The organism is Mycolicibacterium helvum (assembly GCF_010731895.1).
Taxonomy (GTDB): Bacteria; Actinomycetota; Actinomycetes; order Mycobacteriales; family Mycobacteriaceae; genus Mycobacterium; species Mycobacterium helvum.
Genome location: NZ_AP022596.1, coordinates 12,901 through 39,623 on the forward strand (window position 1 = coordinate 12,901; position 26,723 = coordinate 39,623).

Consider the following 26,723-nt stretch of genomic DNA (forward strand, 5'->3'; position numbering starts at 1 on the left):
AAATGACCGAGGAGGACATCATGAAGGCTGCGATCTACCACCGGTACGGCAGCAGCGAGGTGCTGCAGTACGAAGACGTCGAACGGCCGAAACCGGGTCCGGGGCAGGTTCTTCTGCAGGTGGCAGGAACGTCGTTCAACCCAGTCGATGCCGGCATTCGCGGTGGCTACCTGTCCGAGGTGTTCGCCATCAGCTTCCCGCACGTGCCGGGTATCGATGTCGCGGGAACGATCGCCGAACTCGGTGACGGGGCCGACACGTGGCATGTCGGAGTATGTGCTGGCTCCGGCGGAGGTACTGGCTCCCGCACCGCAGACGGTGGCACTCCCGATTCCGCGGCGTTACCGACCGTTGGGCTCACGGCCTGGCAGGCGCTGTTCGAGATTGCCGACCTGTTGGCCGGGCAGACAATTCTGATCAACGGCGCCGGCGGAGCGGTCGGCGGTTATGCGGTCCAACTCGCCAAACAAGCGGGTGCGGTCGTCACGGCGACGACGAAGCCCGCCAGCGCGGAGCGCCTGCGCCGCTACGGAGCCGACCGGCTGATCGACTACATCGACTACGACGCGGCGCCGGTGACGCTCGACGGACAACCCTTCGACGTGGTACTCAACTTGATCAGTACTTCACCTGAGCAGACGGCGACATTGGCGAACGTCGTCGCCGACGGCGGATTCTTGGTCGGCACAATGACATCGGGCCCGGAAGATCCCCAGCGCGGGTTGCGCACGCAACGAATTTTTGTCCGGAGCGACGCCGCACAACTGGCCGACCTGGTCGCCCGCGTAGATGCCGGACAGCTGCAGATTGACGTCGCAGAGCGCCGTCCGCTGTCCGACATCGCGGCCGTGCACGATGCCGCCGACGCCGGGCGCCTGCCCGGCAAGACGATCCTCACACCCACCGATTAGCCGGATACGTTGTCGCGCAACGTAAATCGGCGCTCGGCGTAGGCCAGGTCGTCGCGCCACAGCCGGGCGGCCGCTAGGCGCATCAACGGAGTGATCAGTGGCGCGACACGCAGGGAGTGGCGGAACCCGGTGCGGTCGGATTGGGCGACGACGGCTTCGATCACCGCGGTGCGCGGACGCCCGTCGGGTCCCGGCCCCATCGGGGTGGCGTGAGTCTCGACGACGCTGCCGGTGCCCTCACCGTCGACGATCCGCATCACGATCGTTCGTGGCTCCGGTGCGGTGAATTCGGCGATCACCGGCACGCCGAGGCGTCCCATCCGGAACGTGACCGCAACCAGGAACCGGTCGGCGTCCTCGCCGGCGTCGACCGGTGGTGCGCTGAGCACTTCCAGCTGGGTGAACGAGTACGGATGGAACCATGCGCCATGCCAGGGGTCGAGCCGGTTGGCGATCACGTCGCACGGTTCGCACACCCCTTCGAGCCGAGCCACCGCGGCCAGCCGCGCGCCGGTGGGCCGGGCCGGCACGACGGGCGAATCCAGTGCCGGCTCACCCCCGACATCGTCGAGCCGGACCCACGCCAGCACACCGTCGTCGAAAGCCGGCAACGGCTTCCAGCCGTACTCCCGTCCGCCGTCCAGCCGAAGACCGTGCCACGGGCAGATCAGACCGCCGCAGTTCACCTTCCCGGTGGTCAGGTCGGCGCCGAGGTGCGGACAGGCGGCAGGGCCGACGTGCAACTGGCGCTGCTGATCGCGCCACGCCACGACCTCGAGCCCGCCGACTCTGGCGCCGAACGGCCGGTCGGTGCGGATATCGATGCTGGCAGCGAACACATACCAGTTTCCGCTGGGCCGATCCTCGGCCCGCCGCAGCGCGGCCTCGATCACGGCCGGCTTGGCATCGGCGTACGTGGGTCGCTGGCGCGGCCAGTCCGCTTTCGGGATGACTTGCAATGGAACGTTTTTCATCCGTGACCGCAAGCTCATGACGCCCGCCTCTCCCGACTGGCCAGCCAGCGCAGTACCGGTGAGCGGCCCTGTACCGGAACCGTGTGCAGGGTGTGCCCGCCCAGTCCCCAGCCGACCAGCAATCGGTTGGCCGCTGACCATCCGGTGGTGGCTGCGCGCTCCATCAACGCGACCGGCAGGTCGATGCGAATCCATCGCCAGCCAGCATCAAACCGGCGACCGGGTGTGCACCGTCGGCCGTTCAGCGAAGGAGCCCGGGCTGAACAGCGGACAGTCATCGCGGACCAGCAGCGTCTCCCCCACGATGCCTGCCGTCGCCGTCTCCGGATACAGCTGGTGCAGACGAGCCAACATGCTCTTACGCAGTTCGTCAGTGTTCGACGGATTCACCACCGAATAGGAGTGCACCTCGACCACCGAACCATGTTGTGCGCGTGCCCATTCCGCGGCTTGGGACTCGTAGTTACTGACCACGCTGATGTTGTCGATGGGCTCCAGGCCGCCGGTCCCCAGGAACGCCGGCCGGTCAAAGTTGACCGGCCGGTCCAGCCAGAGTCGCTGCACAGCGAACGCCGGCGCGGTCTGTAACCGCCGCACCTGCCCGCGCCAGCCCTCGTCCCCCAGCCCGGGCGAGGCGGCCACGATCCGTTGCAGCGCGGCAGTATCGGTGGCCAGCACCACACCGTCGGCGTCGATTGTCCGTCCGGTCGAGTCGTGCACCTGCAGAACCCGGGATCCGCCGATGCTGACCGATTCCGCGGACACTTCAGTGCGCAACCCCACTTGCTGGCCGATCAGATACTGGCCCAACGGTTCCCATAATGCGGTGTTGAAGTTCGACTCGGCGACGTCGAAGACCAGCCCTTCGCTGGAGCCCAGGAAGTAGATGTGGAACATGGCCGCCAGCTCGGCCGCCGACAGCCGATCGGGCTTGGCGAAGAAACTGCGCGCGAACACCTCGAAGGCGAGATGGCGCGCGGCGACCGGAAAATTGATGTCGGTCAGGAACGTCTCGGCATCGAGGTCGTCGAGTTGTTGATAGATCTCGGGGACCGACACAGCGGCAAGGGGGGCTGCTGCAACGGCATTGAGCCGCACCAGGTCGCGCATCCGGAAGGTGGGACTGCGCAGCGCGAAGGCCAATGCGTTCCACGGTGGCGTCTTGGGCAACCCACGGAAGGTGTCGCGACGACCTTGGCCGTCGATCAGCGGGTAGTCCTCGACCGCCCGCAACCGCTCGAGTTCGGGGTCGGTGCGGCGCAACAGCATGCGCAGGTTGTAGTACTGGCGGAAGAACGCGTGAAAGCCGCGATTGTTCGCCACGAGGGAACCGTCACCCAGTTGTTCGGTCCAACCGCCGACGCGCCCACCGAGATAGTTCTTTGTTTCCAGGACTTCCACGGAGACACCGCGTTCGGCAAGTCCCGTCGCTGCCGCCAGCCCCGCGATGCCGGCCCCGACGACAACGACGTGTGGCTTTCGCGGCAGCGTGTTGGCATGCGGCGCCCCACGGGGAGCCGGATGGGCGACACGGCGGCCGTCGATCATCGCGGCGCCTCGGCCAGAAAGGTGTGCACGATGTCGCGCTGCCAGCCAGGCATCGTCTCGCTATGCACTCCGGTGAAGCCCGCCGCAGCCAGCCGTCGTTGGAACGCTGCGGCACCGTCGAAGGTGTTGACGCTACGCCACAGGTGTCGGTACAGCGTGCTGTCCCGGGTCTGTCGCCAACCGGACGGAATGATGATCCCCCAGCAGACGGCATTCCAGATCGCCTTGGCGGCAGGCGAATCACGCACCGAATACTCATGCACGGCCAGCGTCCCGCCCGGCCGCAGGAGCTGCTGAAACGCTCGCAGTTGAGCGTCGGGGTCGGCGAGGTTACGCACGAGGTAGGCCGCGAAGATGCCGTCGAACGGACCGCGCACGCCGGCCTCGCTGATGGTCTCGATCGGGCTGTGCACGAACCGGACCGTATCGGGCCAGGATTTCGCGGTCGCCTCGGCCAGCATGCCTGCTGAGGCGTCGACGGCGACGATCTCGGCGTGCGGTGCCACTGCGAGTAGCGCGGCCGTCGACGCTGCCGTCCCGCAGCCGGCGTCGAGCAGGCGAACCCCACGCCCGCCGTGCGGAATTCGCATCCGCCGCGCCGATATTCGCAGATGATCGTGATAGCCGGGATTCGCGCCGACCAGCTTGTCGTAGGCGTGCGCGCCCACGTCGAAGGCGGCGGGAACGTCTATGGCCATTGCTGGTCCTGATCCTTGGGGCGCTGCTTCTCCCACATCAGCAGCACCGCGGTAACCATCGCCCAGCCGAACAGGAAATCCTCCACCGGGATGTCCCACGGGAACCGCACCCCGCTGCTGTGCTGCTCGTTGTAGATGACGATCGGCGCCGACAGCTTGGTCAGCCACCCGTCGACGATCACCTGGAATGCCACCACAATGGCAAAAGAAATCCAGTATGCGGCCTTCGCGAACAGCCCGGTGCGCAATACTGCGAGTTCCAGCGCAACGACCACCACCACCGCGACGACGGCGGGCAGGGTGTAACCGAGGCCCGTCATCGGCGGCCGCGCGGCATGGCGAGGATCGCGCTGACCGCCGAATAGGTCAGCAGGCCGCACACCGGGATGGCGATGAAAAACAACAACTCCTCCAAGGGAATCGAGAAGCCGACGTCGATGCCGCTAATGTAGCGCGGGTTGTAGGTCCATACGTGCCCGGCGATCGCGATCGCATCCCAGGCGACGAACACCAGCGCGACCGGGCCGACCGACAACAGCAGTCGCACCGGTTGGCGGTAGACCCCGGATCCGAAGATCTCGAGCGGCGCCGTGATCAGCAGGCAGGCGCCCAGCACGATCAGGTACTGCCAACGATCCATCAGGCCGCACCGTACCCACGGGCACGGCGAGCCCGAATCAGTCCCGCTGCGAGGACCTGTAGTCGCCGTCCAACGCCGACGGAGGCCCGCTGGCTGAACACCGCGAAATCGATGGCCTCGATGCGGTCCAGGATCTCGGAATACAACGTGAATGCTGTTGCCACACAGGGTCTCGACCGCGGAGCGAGCAACGCGATACCCTTGCGGGCTTCCCGGTAGACCGCGCGGGCGACGTCATGCTGAGCGGCCAGTGCACGGCGCACCTTGGGGTCGGTCTGACGGTTTTGGTGACACCACGTCAGCACGTCGCGATCCACGTCGAAGGCGGCAAGTTCGTCCGCGGGCAGATACACCCGGTCGCGTTCCAGGTCCTCGTCGACATCGCGCAGAAAATTTGTCAGCTGAAATGCCTGGCCCAGGGCCTCGGCATACGGCGCGGCCTCAGCTTCGGGCCCGACGGTTCCAAGGATCGGCAACATCTCCAGGCCGATCGCGGCGGCCGAGCCGCGCATGTAGCGGTTGAGCGCCGGACGGTCCGGATAGTCGGTGACGGTCAGGTCCATCCGCATCGACGTCAGGAAGTCGTCGAACAATTCCAGGGGGATGCGGTAGGTGCGGGCGGTGTGCAGCACAGCGGCCAGGACGGGTTCTTTCTCGTCGGCCATGCCACTGAAGAACTTGGCCGATAACCGGTCAAGGCGTTGCTCACGCTCGGTTGTGCTGGTGCCGGCGTCCATGTCGTCAAGGATATCGTCCGCGTATCGGGCAAACCCGTACAGCGCGTGCACTGCCGGCCGCTGCGATGGCGCCAGCAACCGGGTAGCCAAGAAGTAGGTCCGGCCGTGCTCGGCGTTGAGACGCCGGCAGTACCGGTAGGACTCGCGCAATCGAGCATCGTCGATCCCTGCGGCGTGCAACTCGGTGTGGATCATCACTACCTGCTTCCGGAGCTGACGATGGCGCGGTTGCCCGAGGGATCCTCGACGACCCCGGTAATACGGTCGGCGGCCAACCGCCCGGAGATGAGCGCGGTGGGCATCCCCACGCCCGGCACGGTCGATCCACCGGCCAGCACGGCGTTCGCTACGCCGCGGACCATGTTGGCGGGTCGAAACGGACCGGTCTGGGCGAACGTGTGTGCCAACGCGAACGGTGTGCCCGCAATCATGCCCTGACGGCCCCAGTCGGCGGGCGTGACGACGTCGAGAACCTCTGCGTCAAGCCCGGGCATCAGCCGTGCGATGGCGACGTCCACCACCTCACGCGCGTAGCTCTGCCCGATCGAATCCCAATCGACCATGCCCACTTCGAGATTCGGGGCAGGCGCCAGAACATAGAGCAGATCGCGCCCGGGCGGGGCGAGGCTCGGATCCCCTGCGGTCGGCCTGGTCACCAAGAGCGACGGATCGCTCATCAGTACCCCGTCCCGGATGATCTCGTCGAACGTGCCGGCCCACTTGCCCCCGAAGCTGATGTTGTGATGCGCCAGGCGCTCACCGACCGCAGGCACGCCGACGTGCGCGACAACCGCCGACGGGGCCGGGCGTACCTTGACCAGGCGCCGGGGTGAGCGTCCAAGCAACTCATAGGTCAGCGGAAGTTCGGTCGTGAGAATCACCGCGTCACAGGCAATTCGGTCATCTCCTGCGTGCACCGCAGTCACCCGCGAGCCGGTGCGCTCCAGCGCGGTCACGCATCCGCCGTACCGGAACTTCACCCCTGCCGTAGCGGCGACGGCCGCCATCGCTTCTGGCACCGCCCGCATGCCCCCACGCGGAAAGTACACGCCTGCAACGGTATCCATGTAGGCAATCACCGCGTAGGCGGCCATCGCCCGTTGCGGCGGCACACCGGCGTAGAGCGCCTGGAAGGTGAAGAGCCGCTGCACGCGTTCATCGGAGACGAACCGGCTGACCATCCGTTCCCAGCCCCGGAAGCCGCCGATCGCGGCCAGCCGGGCCAGCTGTGGGGTCAGCAGTGACAGCGGTGAGGTGAAGTTGGCGGCGATGAAGCCGTCGAACTCCAGCCGGTAGAGCTCGGCGAGCCAGTCACGCAGCCGTAGATATCCGCCGGCCTGCTCGGGACCGGCGAAGTCTTCGATCGCGGCAGCCATCGCGGCCGCGTCGGCGTGCACGTCCAGCGCGCTGCCGTCGGCGAAGTTGGCCCGGTAGGCAGGCTCGACGGGCATGAGGTCGAGATGGTCGGCCACCGACGCGCCGACCGCGGCGAACGCATCGGCGATGATGTCGGGCATGGTCAGGACAGTCGGGCCGGTGTCGATCCGGTACCCGTCGATGTCGGACTGGCCCATGCGTCCGCCCGGGAACGGGTGACGTTCGACCACGGTGACCGAGCGGCCGCGGCCGGTGAGGTGTAGCGCAGCCGACAGCCCTGATAGGCCCGCGCCGATCACCACGACGTGGTCAGTCGCGCCCGGGACCGTACGCATCACTGGCTCCTCTCCCCGCCGAGGGCTTGACTCGCCCTCGTGCAGATACCCCGCAGGAGACCTTTCAATCAGAAGAAGTGGGAACGCGTGGCCAGCGAACGCAATACGGTCACCATGTCGCCTCCGGTCCTGACCCGCGCTGATTATCGCAGCTCGGCGTTTAGGAGATCAGCGGTTCGGGAAACTGCGTTCGAGGATAAAACGACCAGCGGCTGGATCCGCGGGCCGTCGGCGGGCAATCTGACGGCGGCGATCGCCGAATCCCTTGCGATGCAGAGGATCCGGTGCGGCCGCACGCCGCTTGCGGCCGTACACCGGCGCGACCGCGTCCGAGCTGACATGCTCATCACGTGAAATCACTCGCCGCCATGAAATCCACCGCACGGCCAACGGTGGCCGGCTCGGTCTCGACCACCGACAGCGCGGTCGTGGCCGGATCGGTTTCCACCGTGCGCAGTGCGGTGGTCGCCAACTCGATCGCCACTGTCGGGAGTTCGGTCGTCGCTGGAGCGATTGCGACCGCCGGCAGCGCAGTTGTCGCCGGCTCGGTCGCCACCGCGGGCAGCGCTGTCGTCGCCGGCTCGGTCGCCACCATGGGCAGCGCCGTCATCGCAGGCAGCGCGCTCACCGTCCTGTCGGTCCGGTTGCGGGAGTGCGTGGCGTGCCTGGCATGTTTTGCGTGCCGGCGCTGCGCCGGTTGCGTGGGCTGTGCCCGGTGCACCGACTGCGTCGGATGTGTTGGGTGCTACAACTGCTCGGGACTGCGCAACGCAGTGGGGCTCAAGGACGTACACGCCTAGCCCCGCAGAAAGGGTCGGGCTATGACACAGCTGAACGGGAAAGTCGCGCTGGTGACGGGCGCATCGTCGGGCCTCGGGGCCGCGACGGCGCAATTGTTCGCCGAGCGCGGAGCCACGGTATTCGGCATCGCACGCGATGCCGAGCGGATGGCGACGGTTTTCGAATCGGTTCCCGGCGGCGCGTACGCGTCGGTCGACATCACCAGCGCCCAGGCCTGCCGCGACGCCGTCGCCCAGTGCATCGAACGCTTCGGCAGGATCGATGTGCTGGTCAATGCGGCGGGCTTTCACCAGATGCGGAACACCACGTCGGTCACCGACGAGGACTGGGATTACGACCTCGCGGTCAACCTCAACGGCCCGTTCTATCTGATCCGGGCAGCGCTGCCACATCTGCTGGAGGTCGGCGGCAATATCGTCAACGTCGCCTCCATCGCCGGTATCGAGGGCGAGGTCTATTCCGCGGCGTACTGCGCAGCCAAACACGGGCTGGTCGGGATGACCAAGGCCCTGGCGATCGAATACACCAAGGAGCAGTTGCGGGTGAACGTGATCTGCCCGGGCGGCATGCTCACCCCGCAGGTGACGGAGTTCAAAACCCCCGACGACGCGGACTGGAACCTGATCATGCGGATCGCCGCGCCCCGCGGAATGATGGCGCCGGTCGATGTGGCAAAGGTGATCGCCTTCCTTGCCAGCGACGACGCCGTCACCATCCACGGCGCGGTCTACAACGTCGACAATGGCAAGACGGCGGGCTAGCCGCCAATCTCGAAATGCCGGCGGATGCCGGCCAGCATCTCCTTGTGGGCCTCGACCGCCTGGCGGACGGTGACGGCCAGCAGCGGCCACGGCGCGGTGAACCGGATCCGTTCGGTCAGCCGGGTTCCCGTTGGTATCGGATCGAAGGAGACCACCGAGTCCAGGTGAACGGCGGGGAACTGACGAGCCTGCGTGAGCACCGGGCCGGCCGACGGCACCTCAAGCCTGGCCGTGTAGGTGATCGGCAACGTCATGATGCGCAGCGGGATGCGGTCGCGGACGCGGTAGACCTGTACGTAGCCGTCGCCGGTATCCGTGCGCGACAGGGTTTCGACCGACACCACCAACGGGTGGACGTCCCTGATGTTGTTCAGATCGACGTAGTGAGCCCGAACGTCGTCGGGGGCGCCGGGCACGTCCTGGATGAGGACGCGTTCGACAGGGCCGGCCATCGCGAGCTACTGAACGGCCGCCCGCTGCAGTACGCCGACCTGGTCCGGGCAGTACGTGGCGATCGCTGCGCCCAGGAACTGGATCGCCTGGCCCTGGGTGCTGTTCAACGGCAGGTTGGTCAGGATGAACTTGGCGGACGCGTAGGTGTCTTTATCGAGGCCGGTGGCCAGTCGCTTGCAGGTGATCTTGCCGATCCACGCGTTGTAATCACGAGGCCCGTAGATCCCGAAGGTGTGAAGCTGGTTCGCGAAATCCGTATCGGGATCGGCGTGCGACGGCGCGGCCAGGACAATCGGCGCCGCGACGGCCGCAACGGCGGCCATGGCAAGCCTCGTAACGTTCATGGCCAAGATTGTAGGACAGCTAAGCACCGCCGCAAGAGCCATACCGCGCAATTGCCCCCGTGCCGCCGGAATCTCACTCTGGGGGATGATGTGACCTCACCCACGATTGGTCGAGGGGAATCGAATGCCGACGCCAGCGGGGGGTATGGTCCGATCAGTTAAGTGAGCTAATCTCTCAGTTAAATCAGCTAAGCTGTCGCGACCAGACACGAAGAAAATGGGGTTGAGATGAGACGGACGGCCGCGCTCATGAATAGCGCTGAAGGAGTCATCGCGCTGTTCGTGTCGGCGTCGTAATCTCGTCGGGGAATCCTATGGTCAAGGCATTGAGGCGGGCGTGGATCCCGCTGGTCATAGTGATCGTGGTGGCTCTTGCCGGTTTCGGCGTATTCCGGCTGCACGGAATCTTCGGCAAGACCGAACTGACCCGGCCTGGCAGCGGCCTGGCCAACGACACCAAACCGTTCAACCCCAAGCAGGTGACGTACCAGATCTTCGGCCCGCAGGGCGCGGTGGCAACCATCAACTACCTCGACCTCGACGCGCAGCCGCAGATTGCCCGCGACATCGCACTGCCCTGGTCGCTCACCCTCACCACGACCGCTCCGGCCGCCAGCGCCAATATCGTGGCCCAGGGCGATACCGACACGATCGGCTGCCGCATCCTGGTCGACGGTGTACTCAAGGATGAGAAGACCTCGACCGGTGTGAACGCCCAGACCTTTTGCCTGGTGAAGTCCGCATGACCGATCTCCAGACCAAGACCAAGAAGAACCCGCTGATCCCCCGGTTCGTTCGGGCCTTCTCGGTTCCGATCGTGCTGCTCTGGCTCGGCCTCGTCGTCGTTCTCAGCGTCGCGGTGCCGTCACTGGAGCAGGTGAGCCAAGAGCACACGGTGTCGTTGGCGCCCGAGGACGCGCCGTCGATGCAGGCGATGAAGCAGGTCGGCAAGACCTTCCAGGAGTTCGACTCCAACAGCAGCGCGATGGTCCTGCTGGAAGGCGACCAGCATTTGGGCGCCGAGGCGCACCAGTACTACGACACCCTGATCCAGAAGCTGCGCGCCGACACCAAGCACGTCGAACACATCCAGGATTTCTGGGGCGATCCGCTGACCGCCGCCGGCTCTCAGAGCGCCGACGGCAAGGCCGCCTACGTTCAGCTGTACCTTGCGGGCAACCAGGGCGAAGCGCTGGCCAACGAGTCGATCGACGCGGTCACCAAGATCGTCGAGGCCAATCCGCCACCGGCCGGAATCAAGGTCTTCGTCACCGGCCCAACGGCATTGAGCCACGATCAACACAACGCCGGCGACTCAGCAGTCAAGATGATCGAGGGCATCACCATTGCCGTCATCTTCGTGATGCTGCTCTTGGTCTACCGCTCCATCACGACGGTGATCCTCGTTCTGGTCATGGTGTTCGCCGAACTCACCGCGGCCCGAGGCGTCATCGCCTTCCTCGGCCACTACGAGCTCATCGGCCTGTCGACCTTCGCGGTGAATCTGCTGGCGACCCTGGCGATTGCGGCGGCCACTGACTACGCGATCTTCCTGATCGGCCGCTACCACGAGGCGAGGCTGGCCGGCGAAGACCGTGAGACGGCCTTCTACTCGATGTACCACGGCACCGCCCACGTGATTCTGGGCTCGGGCCTGACCATCGCGGGTGCGACGTTCTGTCTGCACTTCACCCGCCTGCCCTATTTCCAATCGCTGGGCTTCCCGCTGGCCATCGGCATGTTGGTCGTGGTGTTCGCGGCACTAACCCTTGGCGCCGCCGTCATCTCGATCGGCGGCCGGTTCGGATTGTTCGAGCCCAAGCGCAAACTGAACACCCACACCTGGCGGCGCGTCGGAACCGCGGTGGTCCGCTGGCCCGGACCGATTCTTGTCGCCTCGATCGCACTGTCCCTGATCGGACTGCTGGCGCTGCCGTCGTACAAAACCAACTACAACGACCGCTACTACCTGCCCGGCGACATTCCGGCCAATCAGGGCTACGCGGCCGCCGACCGGCACTTCCCGCAAGCCCGGATGAATCCCGAATTACTGCTCGTCGAAACCGACCACGATGTGCGCAACCCGGCCGACATGCTCGTCGTCGACCGGATCGCCAAATCGGTCTTCCACATTCCTGGCATCGGCCGGGTGCAGACCATCACCCGCCCGCTGGGGACCCCGATCGAACACACCTCGATCCCGTTCATCATCAGCATGCAGGGCACCAACCAGACGATGAACATGTCCTATCTGCAAGACCGCATGAAGGACATGCTGAAGATGGGCGATGAGCTGCAGGTCACCATCGACACGATGGAGCGCATGCTGGCGCTGACCAAAGAGATGGTCGGCATCACCCACAGCATGGTCGGCAAGACCAAGCAGATGGTCGCCGACACCAACCAGATCCGGGACCAGATCGCCAATTTCGACGATTTCTTCCGTCCGATCCGCAACTACTTGTACTGGGAACCGCACTGCTACGACATCCCACTCTGCTACTCGATACGGTCGATCTTCGATGCGCTCGACGGAATCGACACGCTCAGTGGCGATCTCGGGGCGCTGGTCGTCGACATGGACCGCCTCGACGTCCTGATGCCGAAGATGGTCCTGATCATGCCGCCGATGATCGCCAACATGAAGGCCATGAAGACGACGATGCTGACGATGCAGTCGACGATGGGCGGCCTGCAGAATCAGATGGACGCGATGCAGCAGAACGCGACCGCGCTGGGACAGGCCTACGACGCGTCGAAGAACGACGATTCGTTCTATCTGCCACCCGAGGTTTTCGACAATCCGGAATTCAAGCGCGGCCTGAAGATGTTCGTCTCGCCGGACGGAAAAGCGGTGCGGTTCATCATCTCCCATGAAGGAGATCCCGCGACGCCGGAAGGCATCTCGCACATCGACAAGATCAAGAACGCCGCGTTCGAGGCGATCAAGGGCACCCCGCTGGAGGGGTCGAAGGTCTATCTGGGCGGCACCGCGTCGGTCTACAAGGATATGCAGCACGGCGCCAACTACGACCTGATGATCGCCGGCATCGCGGCACTGTGCCTGATCTTCATCATCATGTTGGTGATCACCAGAAGTGTGGTGGCGGCGGCCGTGATCGTGGGCACGGTGGTGCTGTCGCTTGGCGCTTCGTTCGGGCTCTCAGTCCTGCTCTGGCAGCACATACTCGGTCAGCCGCTGCACTGGCTGGTGCTCGCGATGGCGGTGATCATCCTGCTGGCGGTGGGATCGGACTACAACCTGCTCCTGGTGGCCCGGTTCAAGGAGGAGATCCACGCCGGGCTGAACACCGGGATCATCCGGGCGATGGCCGGCAGCGGGTCGGTGGTGACGTCGGCCGGTTTGGTGTTCGCCTTCACGATGGCCTCGATGTCGGTCAGCCCGCTGCGGGTCGGTGGCCAGGTGGGAACGACGATCGCTCTGGGTTTGTTGTTCGACACGCTGGTGGTGCGCTCGTTCATGACGCCGGCCATCGCAGCGCTTCTCGGCAAGTGGTTCTGGTGGCCCCAGCGGGTGCGTCAGCGCCCGGTACCACAACCGTGGCCCTCGCCCGCGGAAGCGACGGAGCGACCGTCCGTGGATGCCAGCGCGCCTGGCAACTCTCCGTGACCGGTGCGACCAGGCCGACCTGACCAGTCGTCGGCTGTTAGGAACCTGTTCAGCTCCCGTTCGCACAGTGGCAAGTCGGGCCATGACTTTGCTGTCATCCTTGACGACAGCCCCGTTGGCCGGCCGTCCAGGAAGGACCCTGATGTCGCTCGAACTGCGCTACGTCGCACCACTGCTGCTTGGTGTCGGCGTGTCGATTGTGCTGGCCCCGTTGGCCGTTGCCGATACACCCGCCATCCCCGAGCCCGGCTCGGAGTCGGCTGCCGCCACCATCCGCGACCTCGATGCCGCGGGCTACGACGTCTCGCTGCAGTACGAGAACGGTGTCCCCAACAGTGGGCTGTCGCAGTGCACCGTGACCGATATCAACACCCAGGGGACGGCAGGCAACCAGGGGATCGCCTACGTCACCATCAACTGCTCCAAGTAAGCCCGCCAGGGCGATACCGTCGTCCTGCCTTCCGCCGAGGCCGGCCGTTGCCAGGCCCGAAACATAGGGCCGGTATCGACGTCACGTGGGCCAGCCGAATTGCCCACCGCCGCAGTGCTTTTGCGGCAGCCTCCGCCCGGAACGTCGCATGCAGACGGGCATCGAGTTCGGGCGCCAGCTCGCCGAGCGTCGACGATACCCGCCCCGGCAGCGCACGCCGTGTAGTTACAGATTTACGCGAAAGTGTAAACTGTCCCCACGGCAAACGAGAAAGGCAACGCAATTGGGCATCGTGACCACGAGCTCGGAGACGGCGTTCAGCCAGCCACCGGAGACGCTCTACGACTTCGTCACCAATCCCGCCAACTGGACCAAGACGTATCCCGGAAGCAATTACGTCGGCAAGCTCGACGCGTTGCCGCTGGCGGTCGGCGACACCTGGGAAGAGGGCGGTCCCGATGGGGACCGCATCTTCACCTGGCAGCTGGCGATCGCCGTGCGCCCCAAGCTGTGGGTGTTCAGTTCGGTAGGCCGGTTAGGCCACGATCGCGAGGGCAACGGTGGCATGGAGGGGCGGATCACCGTCCAGTACCACTTCACGACACCAGGAGAGGGCATCACGTTGTTCACCCGGACGATGACCATCGAGGCGCCGAAGGACGCACCGATGCCTGACGGGTTCTTCCGAATCGTCAACCCCGCCAACATCGACCGCTATCACGCCGCGATCGCGCGGGAGCTCACGACAATCAGTTGAGGCCGTGATGGTGGTTGCCGGGCGCCTCGGTCGGCGCCGGGGGTGCGACCACCGTCGGCGAGAACTTGTTGCCATCGGTGGGGCTGAGCACCTTGTCGGTGGGCCTCGGCGGCGTCGTGCTCGATGTCGGGGCGCTCGTCGTTGAGGTTGTCGTCGTGGTGGAGGTGGATGGAGCCTGGTTCTCGCTCTTGCTGCACGACGCGACGAACGAAGCCATGGTGATGAGTGCGGCGCCACCGACAATTGCGGCAATGCGGGTACGCACATAGGGCGAATTCATGAGATTCCTGTTCAGAAGTGGCGAACTCGCCCTCGCCGGGGGCCTTAGATAGGCCGAAATGCCTGTTCGAGAACAACATCTTTCCAGGCAGTCACAGCAATGGCAATCCGCAGAGTTTCCTCGCGGCGGAGTAACGGTCGCGTCACGATTCGCCGACGCCGGGCCTTGCGGGCCGTGATCGCAAAGGCGCGCTCACTTCTCGTAACCGCCTGACCGGGGAATTTGTTTGCGCACTCGTGACGAGAGTGAGCCATGAGGTTTGCCAGATGCGGTACCGTCACCTCAATACCAAGGGGAGACAGTGATGAGCTCGACGAATAATGCCTCGGCATATGTGGGCCGCCTCGGCGGCTTGGCGGTCGGCCTGGGTGTCGGCGTGGCGATCCTCGCCGGTGCCGGTGCGGCGTGGGCAGAGACTTCCGATTCCGGCGGTTCGGGATCCTCTACGCACAATTCGTCGAGTACCGGATCCTCTGCCAAAGCGAACAAGCCGGCAGCCTCGTCGGCGCGCACCTCGAACAAGACCACAGCGGGCAGCGCACGCTCGATCAAGGCCCCGGCGGCGGCTGCTGTGGCGACACCCAGCGCGGCGCAGGTGGTGACCCGGGCACTGGCCGCTGCTGCCCTCACCCCGGCGCCGACCGGCGACTCCCCCGCCGTGGCCGCCGTGTCGGGATTGGCGACGTCGGGCCGGCGCGCGAACGCACCCGCTTCCGCGGCCGCCACGATCTCGACCGCCGCCGTGGTGACCTCCCCGAGCAGCATCGCCTCATCGCCGGTCGGCTGGGTGACGGGCCAGTCCAACACCGCCTCTCCCGGGACCGGCTGGCCGCAGACCAATAACACCGCCGGCTTCGGGATCTGGGGTACCGACCTCGGGATCATGTGGGAGAACGGTCTGACCGGCAACATTCAGCTCGCGTTCGGTGACACCTTCAGCGGGCCGAACATGACCGGCGACTGGCGCTCCAACGTCCTACTGCTCAGCCAGGACAAGAACCTCACCAACGGCCTGACCCTGCTGCAGACCGGGTACGCCTACCAATTCATCCCGAGCTCTTCGAGTGCGCTGTTCCCGATCTTCAACTCCGAGGTGACGATCATCCCGACCTCGGCCATCTCGGTCGCCAACCAGCAGTACGTCAACTACATGTCGGTCAAGTCCTGGGACAGCCCGGGCCGCTGGACCACCAACTATTCGGCGATCTCGATGTACAACGAGGCCACCGACAAGTGGGTGCTGCTGCCCTCGACCATCCGGTCGGCGAGCTGGTTCGGCTCGTCGAAACCGTACGTCCCCGGCAACCAGAACTTCCAACAGGCCGCCTACGTCCTCGAGCCCGCCGACCAGGTCGCCGAAGGCGATACCCAGTACCTCTACGCGTTCGGCACGCCGTCGGGACGCGCCGGCTCGGCCTACCTGTCCCGGGTTGCCGTCGACGACGTCGACAATCTGGCCAAGTACCAGTACTGGAACGGAAAGAACTGGGTGACCGGCAAGCCCGTCGCCGCCACGCCGATCATCGGCGATTCCACCCGTTCTGCAGGCCTTTTCGGTCCCATCATCGACTGGGCCAACAATCCCAAGGTGCTGGGCGGCATTCTCGGCGGCCTCTTCGGTGCCAAGACAGGCGGGAACGTCAGCGAGATGTCGGTGCAGTACAACGACTATCTCGGCAAGTACGTGATGATGTACGCCGACGGCAATAACAACATTCAGATGCGCTATGCCGACGAGCCCAACGGCCAGTGGTCGGCACCGATCACGGTGGCGACCTCGGCGACGTACCCAGGCTTGTACGCGCCGATGATTCACCCGTGGTCGGGCACCGGAAAGCTGGTCGACAACAACGGAAATCCCGACGACAGCAACCTGTACTGGAACATGTCGCTGTGGGGCAACTACAACGTCGTCCTGATGAAGACCGACCTGTCTTCGCTGAAGTCCACGCTGGTCTAGTCCCCCTCGAACGCCCTGAGTGGCGTTCGACCTGCTAGCTAAGTCCAGAATTTAGACCCTGATAGGCTGGCGACCATGCCTGCCGTCCGCGACCAGATCAGCACCGAAAACTGTTCGGTCAAGCGGGCACTGGATGTCGTCGGGGAAAAGTGGACACTTCTGGTCCTGCGTGAGGCGTTCTACGGCGCTCGACGCTTCGAGCGGTTCCAGGCCCGTGTCGGCTGTCCCCGCCAGGTCTTGACCGACCGGCTCAGCACCCTGGTCGCCGCCGGTGTGCTGCGGCGGGTGCCGTATCAAGAACCAGGCCAACGGGAACGCCACGAATACCGGCTGACCGACAAGGGCCGAGATCTGCTGCCCGCGGTCATCGCGCTGATGCAATGGGGCGACAAGTGGGAGGCCGACCCGGCAGGACCCCCTGTCGAGGTCGTGCACCGGGACTGCGGGCATGCGGTCGAACTGACGCTGCGATGCAGCAATGACCAGACTCCCCTGACCGTCTTTGACACCGAGCCGCGACCCGGGCCGGGCGCGCGACCCACAACAACCGGAAAGGCGATCCGATGACCACCACCGTCCATTCGTTCGACACCGCAATCGACCTGGCCGACAACGGGATCGGGCACTACATCGGCCAGACGACACCGGAATGGGCGAATATGGTCGGGCCGTTCGGTGGCGTGACCGCCGCGGCGATCATCCGCGCGATCGAGCGTCATCGCGACCGAATCGGTGAACCCGTCGCGTTGACCGTCAACTATCTGGCCCCGGTCACCGATGGCAGTTTCGACATCACTGTTCGTGCCGCCCGCACCAACCGGACCAACCAGCACTGGACCGCCGAGATGACTCAGGAACACGGATTGACCACCACCGCCACCGCTGTCTTCGGCGTCCGCCGCGATGCCTGGTCCGACACCGAGGCCACGATGCCGGCGGCACCAGATCCCGAAACCCTGACGCCCACAACGCTTCCCGTACCAGTTCCGTGGATGCGCAACTACGAGATGCACTACGTGGACGGCGGGGTGCCGACCGAGCCGGCCGAAAGCACATCATCCACGACGACGCTGTGGACGCGCCAACGCCCCGCTCGCGCACTCGACTTCGCCGCGCTCAGCGCACTCAGTGATGTGTTCTACCCGAGGGTGTTTCTGCGCCGCGGGCGCATGCTGCCGGCCGGCACGGTCTCATTGACGACGTACTTCCACGTTGACGGCGCCGAGCTGGCCGGCCACGGCACCGATTACGTCCTGGCCAGTGCCCACGCCCAGCGCTTTGCCCGCGGTTACTTCGACCAGACCGCGCAGATTTGGGGCCGCGACGCGACGCTGCTGGCCACCAGTCACCAGATCGTCTATTACAAAGACTGAATGGCCGACAACATCGATCCGCCGGTAGCCCGCCGGTGGCCCCATATCCTGCGGCTCGCGCTGTTCGTCACATTCCTGCTGGGCCTGTTCTATCTGGTGGCGGTGTCGAGGGTGATCGACGTGCAGCAGGTTCGGGATGCGGTGGCCGCGACCGGGCCGCTGGCTCCCCTGGTCTATCTGGCGGTTTCGGCCGCGCTGGCTGCGGTGTTCGTCCCGGGCCCGCTGCTGGCCGCCGGTAGCGGCGTGTTGTTCGGGCCGGTGTTGGGGACGTTCGTGACGCTGGGCTCGACGGTGACCACAGCGATGATCGCCGCCCTGCTCGGCCGGCGAGCCGGCCGTGACAGTGCCCGGGTCCTACTCGGGCCGGACTGGTCGGCGCGCATCGACGCACAGATCCAGCGCCGCGGATTGTGGGCGGTAGTGGGCCAGCGATTCGTGCCGGGCATCTCCGATGCGCTGGCATCCTACGCATTCGGCGCCTTCGGAATGCCGTTGTGGCAGATGGCAATCGGAGCCTTGATTGGATCCGCACCCCGGGCCTTCGTATACACCGCGTTAGGAGCGTCGATCTCCGATCTATCCTCACCGCTGGCCTACGTGGCGGTCGCGATCTGGTGCATCACCGCAATCATCGGCGCGTTCGCCGCGCACCGCGGGTATCGCGGATGGCGCCGCCGCGGGCGGTCCAAGGACGGCTAACGGGCGCTGTGGCCGCGGCCTTCGGCCTTGTGCGGGTGCTTCGGACCGCTGGCGGCCGAGGTCGCCGACGGCGTGTGCCGCATCGGCTTTGCCGCCGCCTTGGTGTGGACTGCTGCACTGACGGCCACCGGCGGCTTCAGCGCCTTGGCGATCTGTTGGGCCAACGTCTGCAGGGTTCCGATCGGCCCGGCGATGTTGAGCACGGTGCCGTTCGTGAAGTCGAAGCCGCCGGGGCTGAACAGGCCACCGGCCAGCACTGGAATGCCGATACCGACCAGCGAGTCCAGGTCGGGGCCGTACCCGCCGTTGAGCACGCCGCCGATGATGGTCGCCGGGCCGGTGAGGATCGCATTGACGACCTGCTGGGGATCGCCGGCGTGCACCGCGTCGATCACGTTCTGCACGGCGGCACCGGTAGCGCCCAGGCCGGTGATCACCGGGCCGAGCAGGCCGACGACGACCATCGCGTCGTAAAGCGGGTCGTTGAAGACCTTGCCCACGTTGAGCAAGTTCTGGAACGGCTGGGCGACGAACTTCTGAATGGCCGGCAGCAGGTTGATCAGCGGCACACCGACGGCCAGCGGGACAGTGAGCAGGGCGTTGGTGGCCGCTTCCACATTGCCCGCCGCTAGCGAGGTGACCACTGTCTTCAATAGGTCGGGGGTGGTGACGGTCAGCGCTGTGAAGAGGTCTTGGCCCGCCGCCCCCAACGCGCTACCGAGTGCGGAGAAACTCGCCGCCTGGTTGGCAACGATCTGCTTGATCACCGCGCCGGGGTCGGCCGCATCGACAAGGGTCTGGAGGTTGGCGGCCGCGGTCTCGAAGAGCTGCTTGTAGGCGTCGATCGGGCTAACTGCCGCCGCGAGCGTCGTCGCGTCGACGTGGATCGCCGGCAGGTGGATGTCAGACACCGGTGGCGCGATCGGCGAGGCGGCGATGACGCCGGCACCGAGGAGCGCCACGCCAGCTGTGACGGAGGAACGAACAGCACGTTGCATGAGAGGTCCCAAAATGTTGAGGTTTGTACTGACAATCCCCGAACCTACTGTCGAGTAAGTTTGGCTGACCATCGCACGAATTGATGAGATCTCGAATGTGTCGAGCCGGTCGGCAGCTACGGAATCAGTGGCGCCGGGCCGTCCTGGCGCTCATCGTATTGGCGAGCTGAACTCGCGACCGAACCCCCATCTTGCGGAAGACAGCACGTAGATGGGTGTTGACGGTGTGGATCGATACCCCGAGTGCCGACGCTACGGATTGGTTGGTGTGGCCCTCACTCACCAGCTGTGCCACCCGCTGTTCGGCTTTGGTCAAAGCCTCGCGCTGGTCGGCCGGCGCACCGGCCCGACTCAGATCGCGTTCCACACCGCGCAGATAGTGGATCGCGCCGAGCCCGGCGAACAATTCGTGCGCCTCCGACAGCACCACCACGCCGGTGTGCCGGTCGCCCTTGTCGACCAGCACTGCGCCGTAGTCGGCCAACGCTCCGGCCAACAGGAGGGTCCGCGGCGACTCACGCAGGATCTTGACCGCGCTGCGCAGGGTGACCGGGTCGCGCGCAACGAACCCTTCGACCTGCAGCGCCACCCCCTCGAAACTGGCGACACCGGGGTTGCGCTCGGCAGCGAGCTTGGCGCGTTCGACCGTCTCGCGGGCGAATTCGTGATCAGCGGCGGCGACAGCGATACCCGCCTGTACCCGCAGCAGCTCAGGGTTCCTCGGCCACCACGACCGTGACTGTGCCAGTGCGGCCATCAGCGGCTTGAGGATGCGCACACTTTCCTCGAACCGCCCTTCCGCACCAGCGATTCGGCCCTTGATCAACAGCACCGGCGGCTGGCGCACCGCATCGTCGGTGAGGCCGGTCTCCTCGGCCGACTGCAGCCGTTCCCGCGCCAGCGCCAGATCGCCCCGGATGACCGCGACAATGCTGGCGATCAACCACGCCTCGAATTTGTGGACATAGGTGCCGATCTCGTCACACAGGCGGATCACCGTCAGGGCACCGGCCTCCGCTTCGGCCAGCCGCCCGAGCTTGAAGTCCTGCAACAGTTGAGCGAACACCAGCGACGGCAGGCCGTGCTCGACGGACCGCCCCTTGTCGCTGTGGCGGTTGCGGGTCAGCAGCTCTTCGGCTTCGGCGAACCGGTCCAGCTGCTGCAACGCCAAGACCTCACCGGCCAGGTAGGTGGTGCCGCCCAGCGCGCGCAACGCCCGGTAGTGTCCGCGTGCCGACGTGTGCCGGCCTTCCGCGGTACCCGCCTCGGCCAAGGCCTGCAACGCCAGCAGTTGCGTGCGTTCGTCACCGAGCGCACGTCCCCGCGCCAGCGCCGACTCGCCCGCCGCAATCGCCTCCTGCGCGGTCCCCGCCCGGGTGAGCACCAGAGCCTCAACCGCGGCAAGGCGGGCTTGAAGACGCGGGGACAATGCGGGCCGAGCCCGCGCGTCGACGAGGCGGCGGTCGATCTCGCCGAGCTGACCTGTCAACCAAAGCGCTTGAGCAGCAAGTGATTGCAGATGGGCTCGGGCATCGGTGTCGGATACGACGGCGAGCAGGGTGTCGACGATGGCGACGGCGTCGTTGCCGCGCTGCGCGCGGATCAGGATCTCAGCGCACTGCTCACCGATCTCCATCCGCCGGCTGTCGCCGGCACCCAGTAATCCGAAGGCCTCGATGATCAGCGGCGCCGCCACTGCAGGCATGGTGAGCGAGGTCTGGGCGGCGGCACCGCGAAGAATCTCGACCGCCTCGAGATCACCGAATCTGGCCCCGGCGCGGGCGTGCGGCGCCGCGGCGACCACTCCCTCGCCGGATGCCACCAGATATTTCGCACATCGCAGATGCAACTCGCGGCGCGCCGCGGCGGGCACGTTCTGGTAGGCCGCTTCGCGGATCAGGTCGTGTGCGAAGACGATGTGGTCGCGATCGTCGGCGAGCAGGCCGCGCGCATACGCTTCCCTGCGGCAGGCGGCGATCACCATGACGGCGGGTTCGCCCAGCAATTCGGCCGCGTCGGACAGGTCGAGCGGCCGGCCCCAGACCGCGGCGAGCTCCACCAACTCGCCGGTGCGCGCACTGAGCGATTGCAGCCGGCCGTCGATCGCGGCGGCGAAGGAAGCCGGAATGTCGTCGTCAGCCAGCCCGGCATTGCGCGCCGCGGCCACTCCCGCCAGCAGCTGCACTGCCAGGAACGGGTTTCCACCCACGGCGTGCAAGCGCCTACGGGTCACGCCTTCGGCCGGGCCACCGAGATAGTCACGGGCGAGCACGTCGAGGGCGGCGTCACTCAGTGGGCCCAGCACCAGCCGATGCCGTTGCACGCCGTCGACGGCATCGGCTGTGGTGTCGGCAACGTCGCGGCTCACGACGAGCCACACCACCGGGGATCCCGTCAGCCTGCTCGGCAGGGTGTCGAGGGCAAAGCGCGTCACCGGATCAGCCCACTGGGCGTCATCGATCACGATCAGCACGGGGGTGCGGGCGGAGATATCAGCGAGCAGCGAGGCGATGCGATCGACGAGCCACAACGGCTGCTGATGCAGTGGCGCGAGCCCGGCGAAGCTGTCGGCGTCCAGCAGTGGGTTCGGTCCCGAACGCAGCGCGACGAGCAGCGGCGCACCCGCCGCGATCTGATGGAGTTCCTCGGCCTTACCGAGTCCGACGACGAAACCCGCCTCGGCCGCCCGCATGGCGATAGCCCGCACCAGGGCCGTCTTGCCGATGCCGGCTTCCCCGCGCAGGCAGATCACCGCGCCTCGCCGCTGGCCGCCGGCCCGCCGCAGCAGTGTCGCCGCAGCAGCCAGTTCGCCATCTCGGCCTCTCAGGACATTAGCCATCGCCGTTAATAACGGCCGACGTGCCGCATCGCTTCCCGCGTCACGCGATACTTGCGTGATGGCTGATCGCAATGTGCTCGGCGGCCCCCTTGAACCGTGCGGAACCGACCCGATGACGGGGTTCTACCGCGACGGCTGCTGTTCGACGGGCCCCGAGGATGCCGGCCGGCACACGATCTGTGCGGTGGTCACCGCGGACTTCCTCGAGCACCAGCGGTCGATCGGCAACGACCTGTCGACCCCGATGCCGCAGTACCGGTTCCCGGGCCTGTCGCCCGGCGACCGGTGGTGTGTCACGGCGCTGAACTGGCTGCGCGCCCATACCGACGGCCATGCCGCGCCGGTGGTGCTGGCCTGCACCCACGAACGGACCCTGGACGTGGTCGCACTGGAGACGTTGCAGGAGTACGCCGTCGATGTGCCCGACGATATCGGCAGCCTGTGATCAGAAGTAACCGTTAGCCGGCGGCCATACGCCGTTGACCACGTAATTGCCCGCCGCGTAGGCCTTGTAGGCCAGCGGATTGTGGGTGGCGACTGTGCGGACGTTGCGCCAGTGCCGGTCGAGGTTGAGTGCGCGCGCCGTGGCCGAGGCCCCGCCGGTGTCGAAGAGCCGCTCGGCCGCGGCCAGGGTCAGCCGTTCGGCGATCAGTTGTGCCTCGGCAACGACGATCGCCACCCGGGCAAGTTCTTCGGCGTCGCCGATACGACCGGAGTCCACCACCTCATCGAGCGCGTCGGCGGCGTTGAGCACGAGCGCCTCGGCCGCGGACGCATTCGCAGCGATCTCGCCGACTGCATGCAGGGTGAACGGATCACCGGAGGCGGAGTCGGCCAGCGAATGCGACGCCGGACGCGCCTTGTTCTGCACGTACCAGACGGCGTCGTCACGGGCCGCCGCCGCGATACCCGCGGCCACCGCGGCCAGATACAGCTGCAGGAACGTCGTGCTGTGGCCCAGGTGCTTGCCGTCGGACACGGTGGTCACCTCGTGCGGGCGGACTTCGACGTTGGTGAACCGGGTGCCGCCGCTGGCGGTGGTGCGCTGGCCGAAACCCTCCCAGTCGTCGAATAATTCGACCCCAGCGCGGTCGGCGGGCACAATCGCCTGCAGATCCCGGCCCTCGGCATCGCTGGCCGAGACCGCGATCAGATCGGCGAAAAGTGTCCCGGTGGAATAGAACTTGTACCCGTTGAGCCGCAGTACACCGTCGCCGTCAGCCAGCAGCGTGGTGTCGGCCCCGGCCGGCGTCTTGCCTTTCGCATCGGTGATCGCGTTGCCGACGATCACTCCGGCATTGACCCGCGGGAACCACTCCTCGCGCTCTGCTTCGGTGGCGCGATTACTCAACAGGCGCTCGGAGAAGCCGAAATGCGGCCGAAGTGCTTGAGCCACATTGGAACTGCCGCGCGCGATCCGGATGACCGCGGTCAGCACGTCGCGCACCGACCCGCCCGGCCCCCCGTAGCGAGCGGGCACACGAAGGGTCAGCACGCCGGTGCGGCGGATCGCCTCGACGGCGTCGTACTGCAGCACCCGGTCCCGTTCGGCGGCGGCATCGGCGGGACGCAGATCCTCAACCACGGCGGTGAGCCGGTCCAGACGTTGCGGCGGCGTGCCGTCCAGCGGCTCGCTGGTGAACCTCGGGCGTGGCGCCACCGGGTGGGATGCTTCAGAAGTCTGTGCGGTCATGCGACTTTGACAGCCTTTCAACGGTAATGGCTGATGATGTGGTCAGCGAAGCGGTCCAGTTCGGACTCGATCGGCTGGAACTGCAACATGAACAACTCGATGCCGGCCGCGTGGAAGGCGTCGATCCGCTCGATCACCTGCTCATAGCTGCCGACCAGGCCGGCCAGCGTGCCGCCGTTGGACCCGATGCGCGCAGTCCCGGCGAGCACCCTGTACATGACGGTATTCGGATCGGTGCCGCTGGAAATCTCCGGACGCGATTCCGCATCGATCAGCGCCTGCAGATGCGCCTCTTCGGCCTTGGCCTCGGCTTCAGTGGGACGCGCAATCACGAAGGCCGACAATCCGAATCGCAACGGGCCACCGGCGCGGGGCCGGGCCCGCAAGTCCTCGATCAGAGCGGTGGTGTCGGCCAGCGGCCTGCCGTTGATGAAATACACGTCGCCGTGCGAGGCGCCCAGCGCCCGGCCCGGCTCCGATTCGCCGCCGACATACACCGGTGGAACATTCTTTGGGACCGGCCGCACCAGGGCCTGCTGTCCCCCGTGCTGTCCCCCGTGGCCGCCGATGTCGACATGCTTACCGTCCCACAGGTCCAGAACCGTCTCCAACCACTCCTGGGTGTAGGCGTAGCGGTCGTCGTGGGCCAGCGGATCGACACCCAGTGCCTCGAGTTCGGGCAGGAACCAGCCGCTGACCACATTGATCGATAACCGGCCACCGGAGATGTCGGCGATGTTGGCCGCTACTTTGGCGAACACCAGCGGATTGAACAGCAGCGGCTTGATCGCTCCGATCAACTCGATCCGCTCGGTCGCCTCGGCCAGTGCGGCAAGCGTGGACCAGGTCTCCAGCACGTCGTTCTCGGTATCGCTGGGATGGATGACGTGCTGGGCCACCAATGTCGCGTCAAAGCCGCGATTCTCGGCGTGCACAAGCAGATCGCGAGTGCGCCGGTAGCTGGCGTCCGGCAGATCGTCGGGGTGCAGGCGGGCACCGTGGTTGCCGTAGACCGGCGCCCATACCCCGAACCGTGGTCCGCTCATGATGTGGTCAGGTAGCGGTGCCGCTCCCAATCACTGACGTGACTGGTGTAGGCCTGCCATTCGCTGCGGGCGATTGAGACGAAGTCGAGCACCGAATCCCTACCGAGGATCTCCAGGATCGTGTCGTCCTGTTCGGTCAGTGCCAGCGCGGTACCCAGCGAGTCGGGCAGCGGTGAACCCTTGCCGTACAGGTTGCCGGTTCCGGCGGGGCTCGGCGGGCGGCCGGCTTCCAGGCCCGCGACCACAGCGGCGAGCGCCGAGGCGATCAGCCAGTAAGGGTTGGCATCCGAAGCACCCGAACGCAATTCGATACGGGACGCCCCCGGCGACTCCTCCACCAGCGACCGGATGGCCGCGCTTCGGTTGTCCCGGCTCCAGTTCACTGTGTCGGGGGCGAACGAGTCCGGTGTGTAGCGCCGGTAGGCGTTGACCGAGTGCGCCCCGAACAAGGTGATCGCCGGCAGGTGTTCGAGCAGGCCGGCGATGGCGAGCAGGGTCAGCTCACCTTCTTGGCCGTCGACCGGGGCGAACGCGGGTTCGTCGCCGCGCCACAGCGAAATATGCAGGTGCGCAGAACTTCCCGAATGCTCGGAGAACGGCTTGGGCATGAAACTGGCCACCTTGCCGTGCTTGCGAGCGACTTCTTTGGCGGCGTACTTCAATCGTGCGCCGTCGTCGGCGGCGGCCAGCGCATCGGTATACACCAGATTGGTCTCCACCTGACCTGGCCCATACTCGGTCTGCACGCCCTCCAGGCGGGTGAATGCGCCGAGGGTGTCATGCAGATCGGAGATCAACGGATCCAAGCCGTTGGCGTTCTCCAACGAGTAGGCGTGGATGTCGTTCTGGATCGGTGAGCCGTCCGAGTGGAGCAGATAGAACTCGAACTCAACGCCCACCTTCGCGGTGAAGCCCAGCGACCCCAGCCGCGCGATCACCCGGCGCAGCACACCACGCGGGTCGAGCAGCGACGGCGTGCCGTCCGGGCGGACGATGTCCGAAATCACGTGGCCCACACCGGCGCGCCATGGCAATGGTTTGTACGTCGAGAAGTCGGGGATGGCGTGGACGTCGGGATACCCGTCGTCCCAGTTGGTCAGCCGCAGGCCGTCGATCACGGTACCGTCGGTGTTCCACCCCAGCGCCGCCTCGCAGAACGCGAATCCGTGCTTAGCGCGGTCGATGAATTGCTTTGCCGGGATTCGTTTTCCGGCGGCGTGGCCGAAGGGGTCGCTCCACGCCACCTCGATCTCGGTCAGCGAGCCGTCATGCAGGCGCCCCAGCAGCTCGGACTCGGCATCGTGCACCTGCGTCACGGTGTGGCCTCCTGGGACGTGAGAAATCGGGACGGGTGGCCATTACCCTCTCCTGCCTGCCGCCGAGAGAAAAAGGTTTAGCGTCGGCGTGAGCGCAAACACCTGCGCAGAGTTTGATTCGC

At 66.1% G+C, this 26,723-nt stretch carries 28 protein-coding genes and 1 pseudogene; 13 read left to right on the plus strand and 16 right to left on the minus strand.

Annotated elements, in window-relative coordinates; all coding sequences use genetic code 11:
• Positions 1 to 2: 2 nt before the first annotated feature.
• Positions 3 to 911: an NADP-dependent oxidoreductase gene (locus G6N38_RS00080; RefSeq protein WP_246227548.1), complete on the plus strand. Its 909-nt coding sequence runs from the start codon at positions 3 to 5 to the stop codon at positions 909 to 911.
• On the opposite strand, the gene G6N38_RS00085 is transcribed toward G6N38_RS00080, so the two are convergent.
• From G6N38_RS00085 to crtI, 7 genes and pseudogenes are all read right to left on the minus strand, one after another.
• On the minus strand, positions 908 to 1,903 hold the full coding sequence (locus G6N38_RS00085; protein ID WP_163745690.1) for a Rieske (2Fe-2S) protein: 996 nt from the start codon (positions 1,901 to 1,903) through the stop codon (positions 908 to 910). The genes G6N38_RS00080 and G6N38_RS00085 overlap by 4 nt on opposite strands.
• Positions 1,900 to 3,433 (minus strand): annotated as a pseudogene (locus G6N38_RS00090) (FAD-dependent oxidoreductase). Before G6N38_RS00090 ends, G6N38_RS00085 begins: the two are co-directional and overlap by 4 nt.
• Entirely contained in the window at positions 3,430 to 4,131 is a 702-nt protein-coding gene (locus G6N38_RS00095; RefSeq protein WP_163745691.1) for a class I SAM-dependent methyltransferase, read from the minus strand. Before G6N38_RS00095 ends, G6N38_RS00090 begins: the two are co-directional and overlap by 4 nt.
• Positions 4,122 to 4,451, minus strand: a complete 330-nt coding sequence (locus G6N38_RS00100; RefSeq protein ID WP_163745692.1) for a lycopene cyclase domain-containing protein — start codon at positions 4,449 to 4,451, stop codon at positions 4,122 to 4,124. Before G6N38_RS00100 ends, G6N38_RS00095 begins: the two co-directional genes overlap by 10 nt.
• Positions 4,448 to 4,774: a lycopene cyclase domain-containing protein gene (locus G6N38_RS00105; protein WP_163751707.1), complete on the minus strand. Its 327-nt coding sequence runs from the start codon at positions 4,772 to 4,774 to the stop codon at positions 4,448 to 4,450. The genes G6N38_RS00100 and G6N38_RS00105 overlap by 4 nt, the downstream gene beginning before the upstream one ends.
• Positions 4,771 to 5,703, minus strand: coding sequence for a phytoene/squalene synthase family protein (locus G6N38_RS00110; protein WP_163745693.1), 933 nt, complete (start codon positions 5,701 to 5,703; stop codon positions 4,771 to 4,773). The genes G6N38_RS00105 and G6N38_RS00110 overlap by 4 nt, the downstream gene beginning before the upstream one ends.
• Positions 5,704 to 5,705: 2 nt before the next feature.
• Positions 5,706 to 7,220, minus strand: a complete 1,515-nt coding sequence (crtI, locus tag G6N38_RS00115; RefSeq protein WP_163745694.1) for a phytoene desaturase family protein — start codon at positions 7,218 to 7,220, stop codon at positions 5,706 to 5,708.
• Between the two features lie 87 nt (positions 7,221 to 7,307).
• Here crtI and G6N38_RS00120 point away from each other — a divergent pair, with 87 nt between their 5' ends.
• Genes G6N38_RS00120 through G6N38_RS00130 form a run of 3 tightly spaced genes read left to right on the plus strand, consistent with a single transcriptional unit; the run spans position 7,308 to position 8,782 of the window.
• Complete coding sequence (locus G6N38_RS00120; RefSeq protein WP_163745695.1) at positions 7,308 to 7,574, plus strand: hypothetical protein; 267 nt, start codon at positions 7,308 to 7,310, stop codon at positions 7,572 to 7,574.
• Between the two features lie 14 nt (positions 7,575 to 7,588).
• Positions 7,589 to 8,020: a hypothetical protein gene (locus G6N38_RS31135; protein ID WP_246228126.1), complete on the plus strand. Its 432-nt coding sequence runs from the start codon at positions 7,589 to 7,591 to the stop codon at positions 8,018 to 8,020.
• A 21-nt stretch (positions 8,021 to 8,041) separates the two neighbouring features.
• Complete coding sequence (locus G6N38_RS00130) at positions 8,042 to 8,782, plus strand: SDR family NAD(P)-dependent oxidoreductase (RefSeq protein WP_163745697.1); 741 nt, start codon at positions 8,042 to 8,044, stop codon at positions 8,780 to 8,782.
• On the opposite strand, the gene G6N38_RS00135 is transcribed toward G6N38_RS00130, so the two are convergent.
• Both G6N38_RS00135 and G6N38_RS00140 read right to left on the minus strand, forming a co-directional pair.
• Positions 8,779 to 9,234, minus strand: coding sequence for an SRPBCC family protein (locus tag G6N38_RS00135; RefSeq protein ID WP_163745698.1), 456 nt, complete (start codon positions 9,232 to 9,234; stop codon positions 8,779 to 8,781). The two genes, G6N38_RS00130 and G6N38_RS00135, sit on opposite strands and share 4 nt — an antisense overlap.
• A gap of 6 nt (positions 9,235 to 9,240) precedes the next feature.
• On the minus strand, positions 9,241 to 9,579 hold the full coding sequence (locus G6N38_RS00140) for a DUF732 domain-containing protein (RefSeq protein ID WP_170314138.1): 339 nt from the start codon (positions 9,577 to 9,579) through the stop codon (positions 9,241 to 9,243).
• 314 nt (positions 9,580 to 9,893) lie between these two features.
• Here G6N38_RS00140 and G6N38_RS00145 point away from each other — a divergent pair, with 314 nt between their 5' ends.
• From G6N38_RS00145 to G6N38_RS00160, 4 genes are all read left to right on the plus strand, one after another.
• Complete coding sequence (locus G6N38_RS00145; protein ID WP_163745699.1) at positions 9,894 to 10,325, plus strand: MmpS family transport accessory protein; 432 nt, start codon at positions 9,894 to 9,896, stop codon at positions 10,323 to 10,325.
• The gene (locus G6N38_RS00150; RefSeq protein ID WP_163745700.1) at positions 10,322 to 13,210 is read left to right on the plus strand and encodes an MMPL/RND family transporter; all 2,889 of its coding nucleotides are present in this window, start codon (positions 10,322 to 10,324) and stop codon (positions 13,208 to 13,210) included. The genes G6N38_RS00145 and G6N38_RS00150 overlap by 4 nt, the downstream gene beginning before the upstream one ends.
• A gap of 142 nt (positions 13,211 to 13,352) precedes the next feature.
• Positions 13,353 to 13,640, plus strand: a complete 288-nt coding sequence (locus G6N38_RS00155; protein WP_163745701.1) for a hypothetical protein — start codon at positions 13,353 to 13,355, stop codon at positions 13,638 to 13,640.
• A 283-nt stretch (positions 13,641 to 13,923) separates the two neighbouring features.
• Complete coding sequence (locus G6N38_RS00160; protein ID WP_163745702.1) at positions 13,924 to 14,397, plus strand: SRPBCC family protein; 474 nt, start codon at positions 13,924 to 13,926, stop codon at positions 14,395 to 14,397.
• Here the strand turns inward: G6N38_RS00160 and G6N38_RS00165 are convergent.
• Both G6N38_RS00165 and G6N38_RS30510 read right to left on the minus strand, forming a co-directional pair.
• Positions 14,390 to 14,677 carry a hypothetical protein gene (locus G6N38_RS00165; protein ID WP_163745703.1) on the minus strand — a complete coding sequence of 96 codons (288 nt, stop codon included), beginning with the start codon at positions 14,675 to 14,677 and terminating at the stop codon, positions 14,390 to 14,392. The two genes, G6N38_RS00160 and G6N38_RS00165, sit on opposite strands and share 8 nt — an antisense overlap.
• A 282-nt stretch (positions 14,678 to 14,959) precedes the next feature.
• Complete coding sequence (locus G6N38_RS30510; RefSeq protein ID WP_246227550.1) at positions 14,960 to 15,484, minus strand: hypothetical protein; 525 nt, start codon at positions 15,482 to 15,484, stop codon at positions 14,960 to 14,962.
• Between G6N38_RS30510 and G6N38_RS00170 the strand changes: the two genes are divergently transcribed.
• The 4 genes from G6N38_RS00170 (at position 15,465) to G6N38_RS00185 (ending at position 18,709) form a co-directional block, all read left to right on the plus strand.
• On the plus strand, positions 15,465 to 16,637 hold the full coding sequence (locus G6N38_RS00170; protein ID WP_246227552.1) for a glycoside hydrolase family 183 protein: 1,173 nt from the start codon (positions 15,465 to 15,467) through the stop codon (positions 16,635 to 16,637). The genes G6N38_RS30510 and G6N38_RS00170 overlap by 20 nt on opposite strands.
• Positions 16,638 to 16,712: 75 nt before the next feature.
• Complete coding sequence (locus G6N38_RS00175) at positions 16,713 to 17,204, plus strand: winged helix-turn-helix transcriptional regulator (RefSeq protein WP_163745705.1); 492 nt, start codon at positions 16,713 to 16,715, stop codon at positions 17,202 to 17,204.
• The gene (locus G6N38_RS00180; protein WP_163745706.1) at positions 17,201 to 18,010 is read left to right on the plus strand and encodes an acyl-CoA thioesterase; all 810 of its coding nucleotides are present in this window, start codon (positions 17,201 to 17,203) and stop codon (positions 18,008 to 18,010) included. The genes G6N38_RS00175 and G6N38_RS00180 overlap by 4 nt, the downstream gene beginning before the upstream one ends.
• Entirely contained in the window at positions 18,011 to 18,709 is a 699-nt protein-coding gene (locus tag G6N38_RS00185) for a TVP38/TMEM64 family protein (protein ID WP_163745707.1), read from the plus strand. It abuts the gene before it with no gap.
• Here G6N38_RS00185 and G6N38_RS00190 read toward each other — a convergent pair.
• Both G6N38_RS00190 and G6N38_RS00195 read right to left on the minus strand, forming a co-directional pair.
• Positions 18,706 to 19,707, minus strand: coding sequence for a hypothetical protein (locus G6N38_RS00190; protein ID WP_163745708.1), 1,002 nt, complete (start codon positions 19,705 to 19,707; stop codon positions 18,706 to 18,708). The genes G6N38_RS00185 and G6N38_RS00190 overlap by 4 nt on opposite strands.
• 124 nt (positions 19,708 to 19,831) lie before the next feature.
• Complete coding sequence (locus tag G6N38_RS00195; protein WP_163745709.1) at positions 19,832 to 22,546, minus strand: AAA family ATPase; 2,715 nt, start codon at positions 22,544 to 22,546, stop codon at positions 19,832 to 19,834.
• A 58-nt stretch (positions 22,547 to 22,604) separates the two neighbouring features.
• On the opposite strand from G6N38_RS00195, the gene G6N38_RS00200 reads away from it, so the two are divergent.
• Positions 22,605 to 22,991 carry a DUF2237 family protein gene (locus tag G6N38_RS00200; protein WP_163745710.1) on the plus strand — a complete coding sequence of 129 codons (387 nt, stop codon included), beginning with the start codon at positions 22,605 to 22,607 and terminating at the stop codon, positions 22,989 to 22,991.
• Here the strand turns inward: G6N38_RS00200 and G6N38_RS00205 are convergent, their stop codons facing one another.
• The 3 genes from G6N38_RS00205 to G6N38_RS00215 are packed head-to-tail and all read right to left on the minus strand — an operon-like array spanning position 22,992 to position 26,601.
• Positions 22,992 to 24,239 (minus strand): acyl-CoA dehydrogenase family protein, encoded by a 1,248-nt coding sequence (locus G6N38_RS00205; protein ID WP_163745711.1) that lies wholly within the window; start codon positions 24,237 to 24,239, stop codon positions 22,992 to 22,994. It abuts the gene before it with no gap.
• Positions 24,240 to 24,256: 17 nt separating this feature from the next.
• Positions 24,257 to 25,285 carry an LLM class flavin-dependent oxidoreductase gene (locus tag G6N38_RS00210; protein ID WP_163745712.1) on the minus strand — a complete coding sequence of 343 codons (1,029 nt, stop codon included), beginning with the start codon at positions 25,283 to 25,285 and terminating at the stop codon, positions 24,257 to 24,259.
• Entirely contained in the window at positions 25,282 to 26,601 is a 1,320-nt protein-coding gene (locus G6N38_RS00215; RefSeq protein WP_163745713.1) for a glutamine synthetase family protein, read from the minus strand. Before G6N38_RS00215 ends, G6N38_RS00210 begins: the two co-directional genes overlap by 4 nt.
• Positions 26,602 to 26,723: the final 122 nt, after the last annotated feature.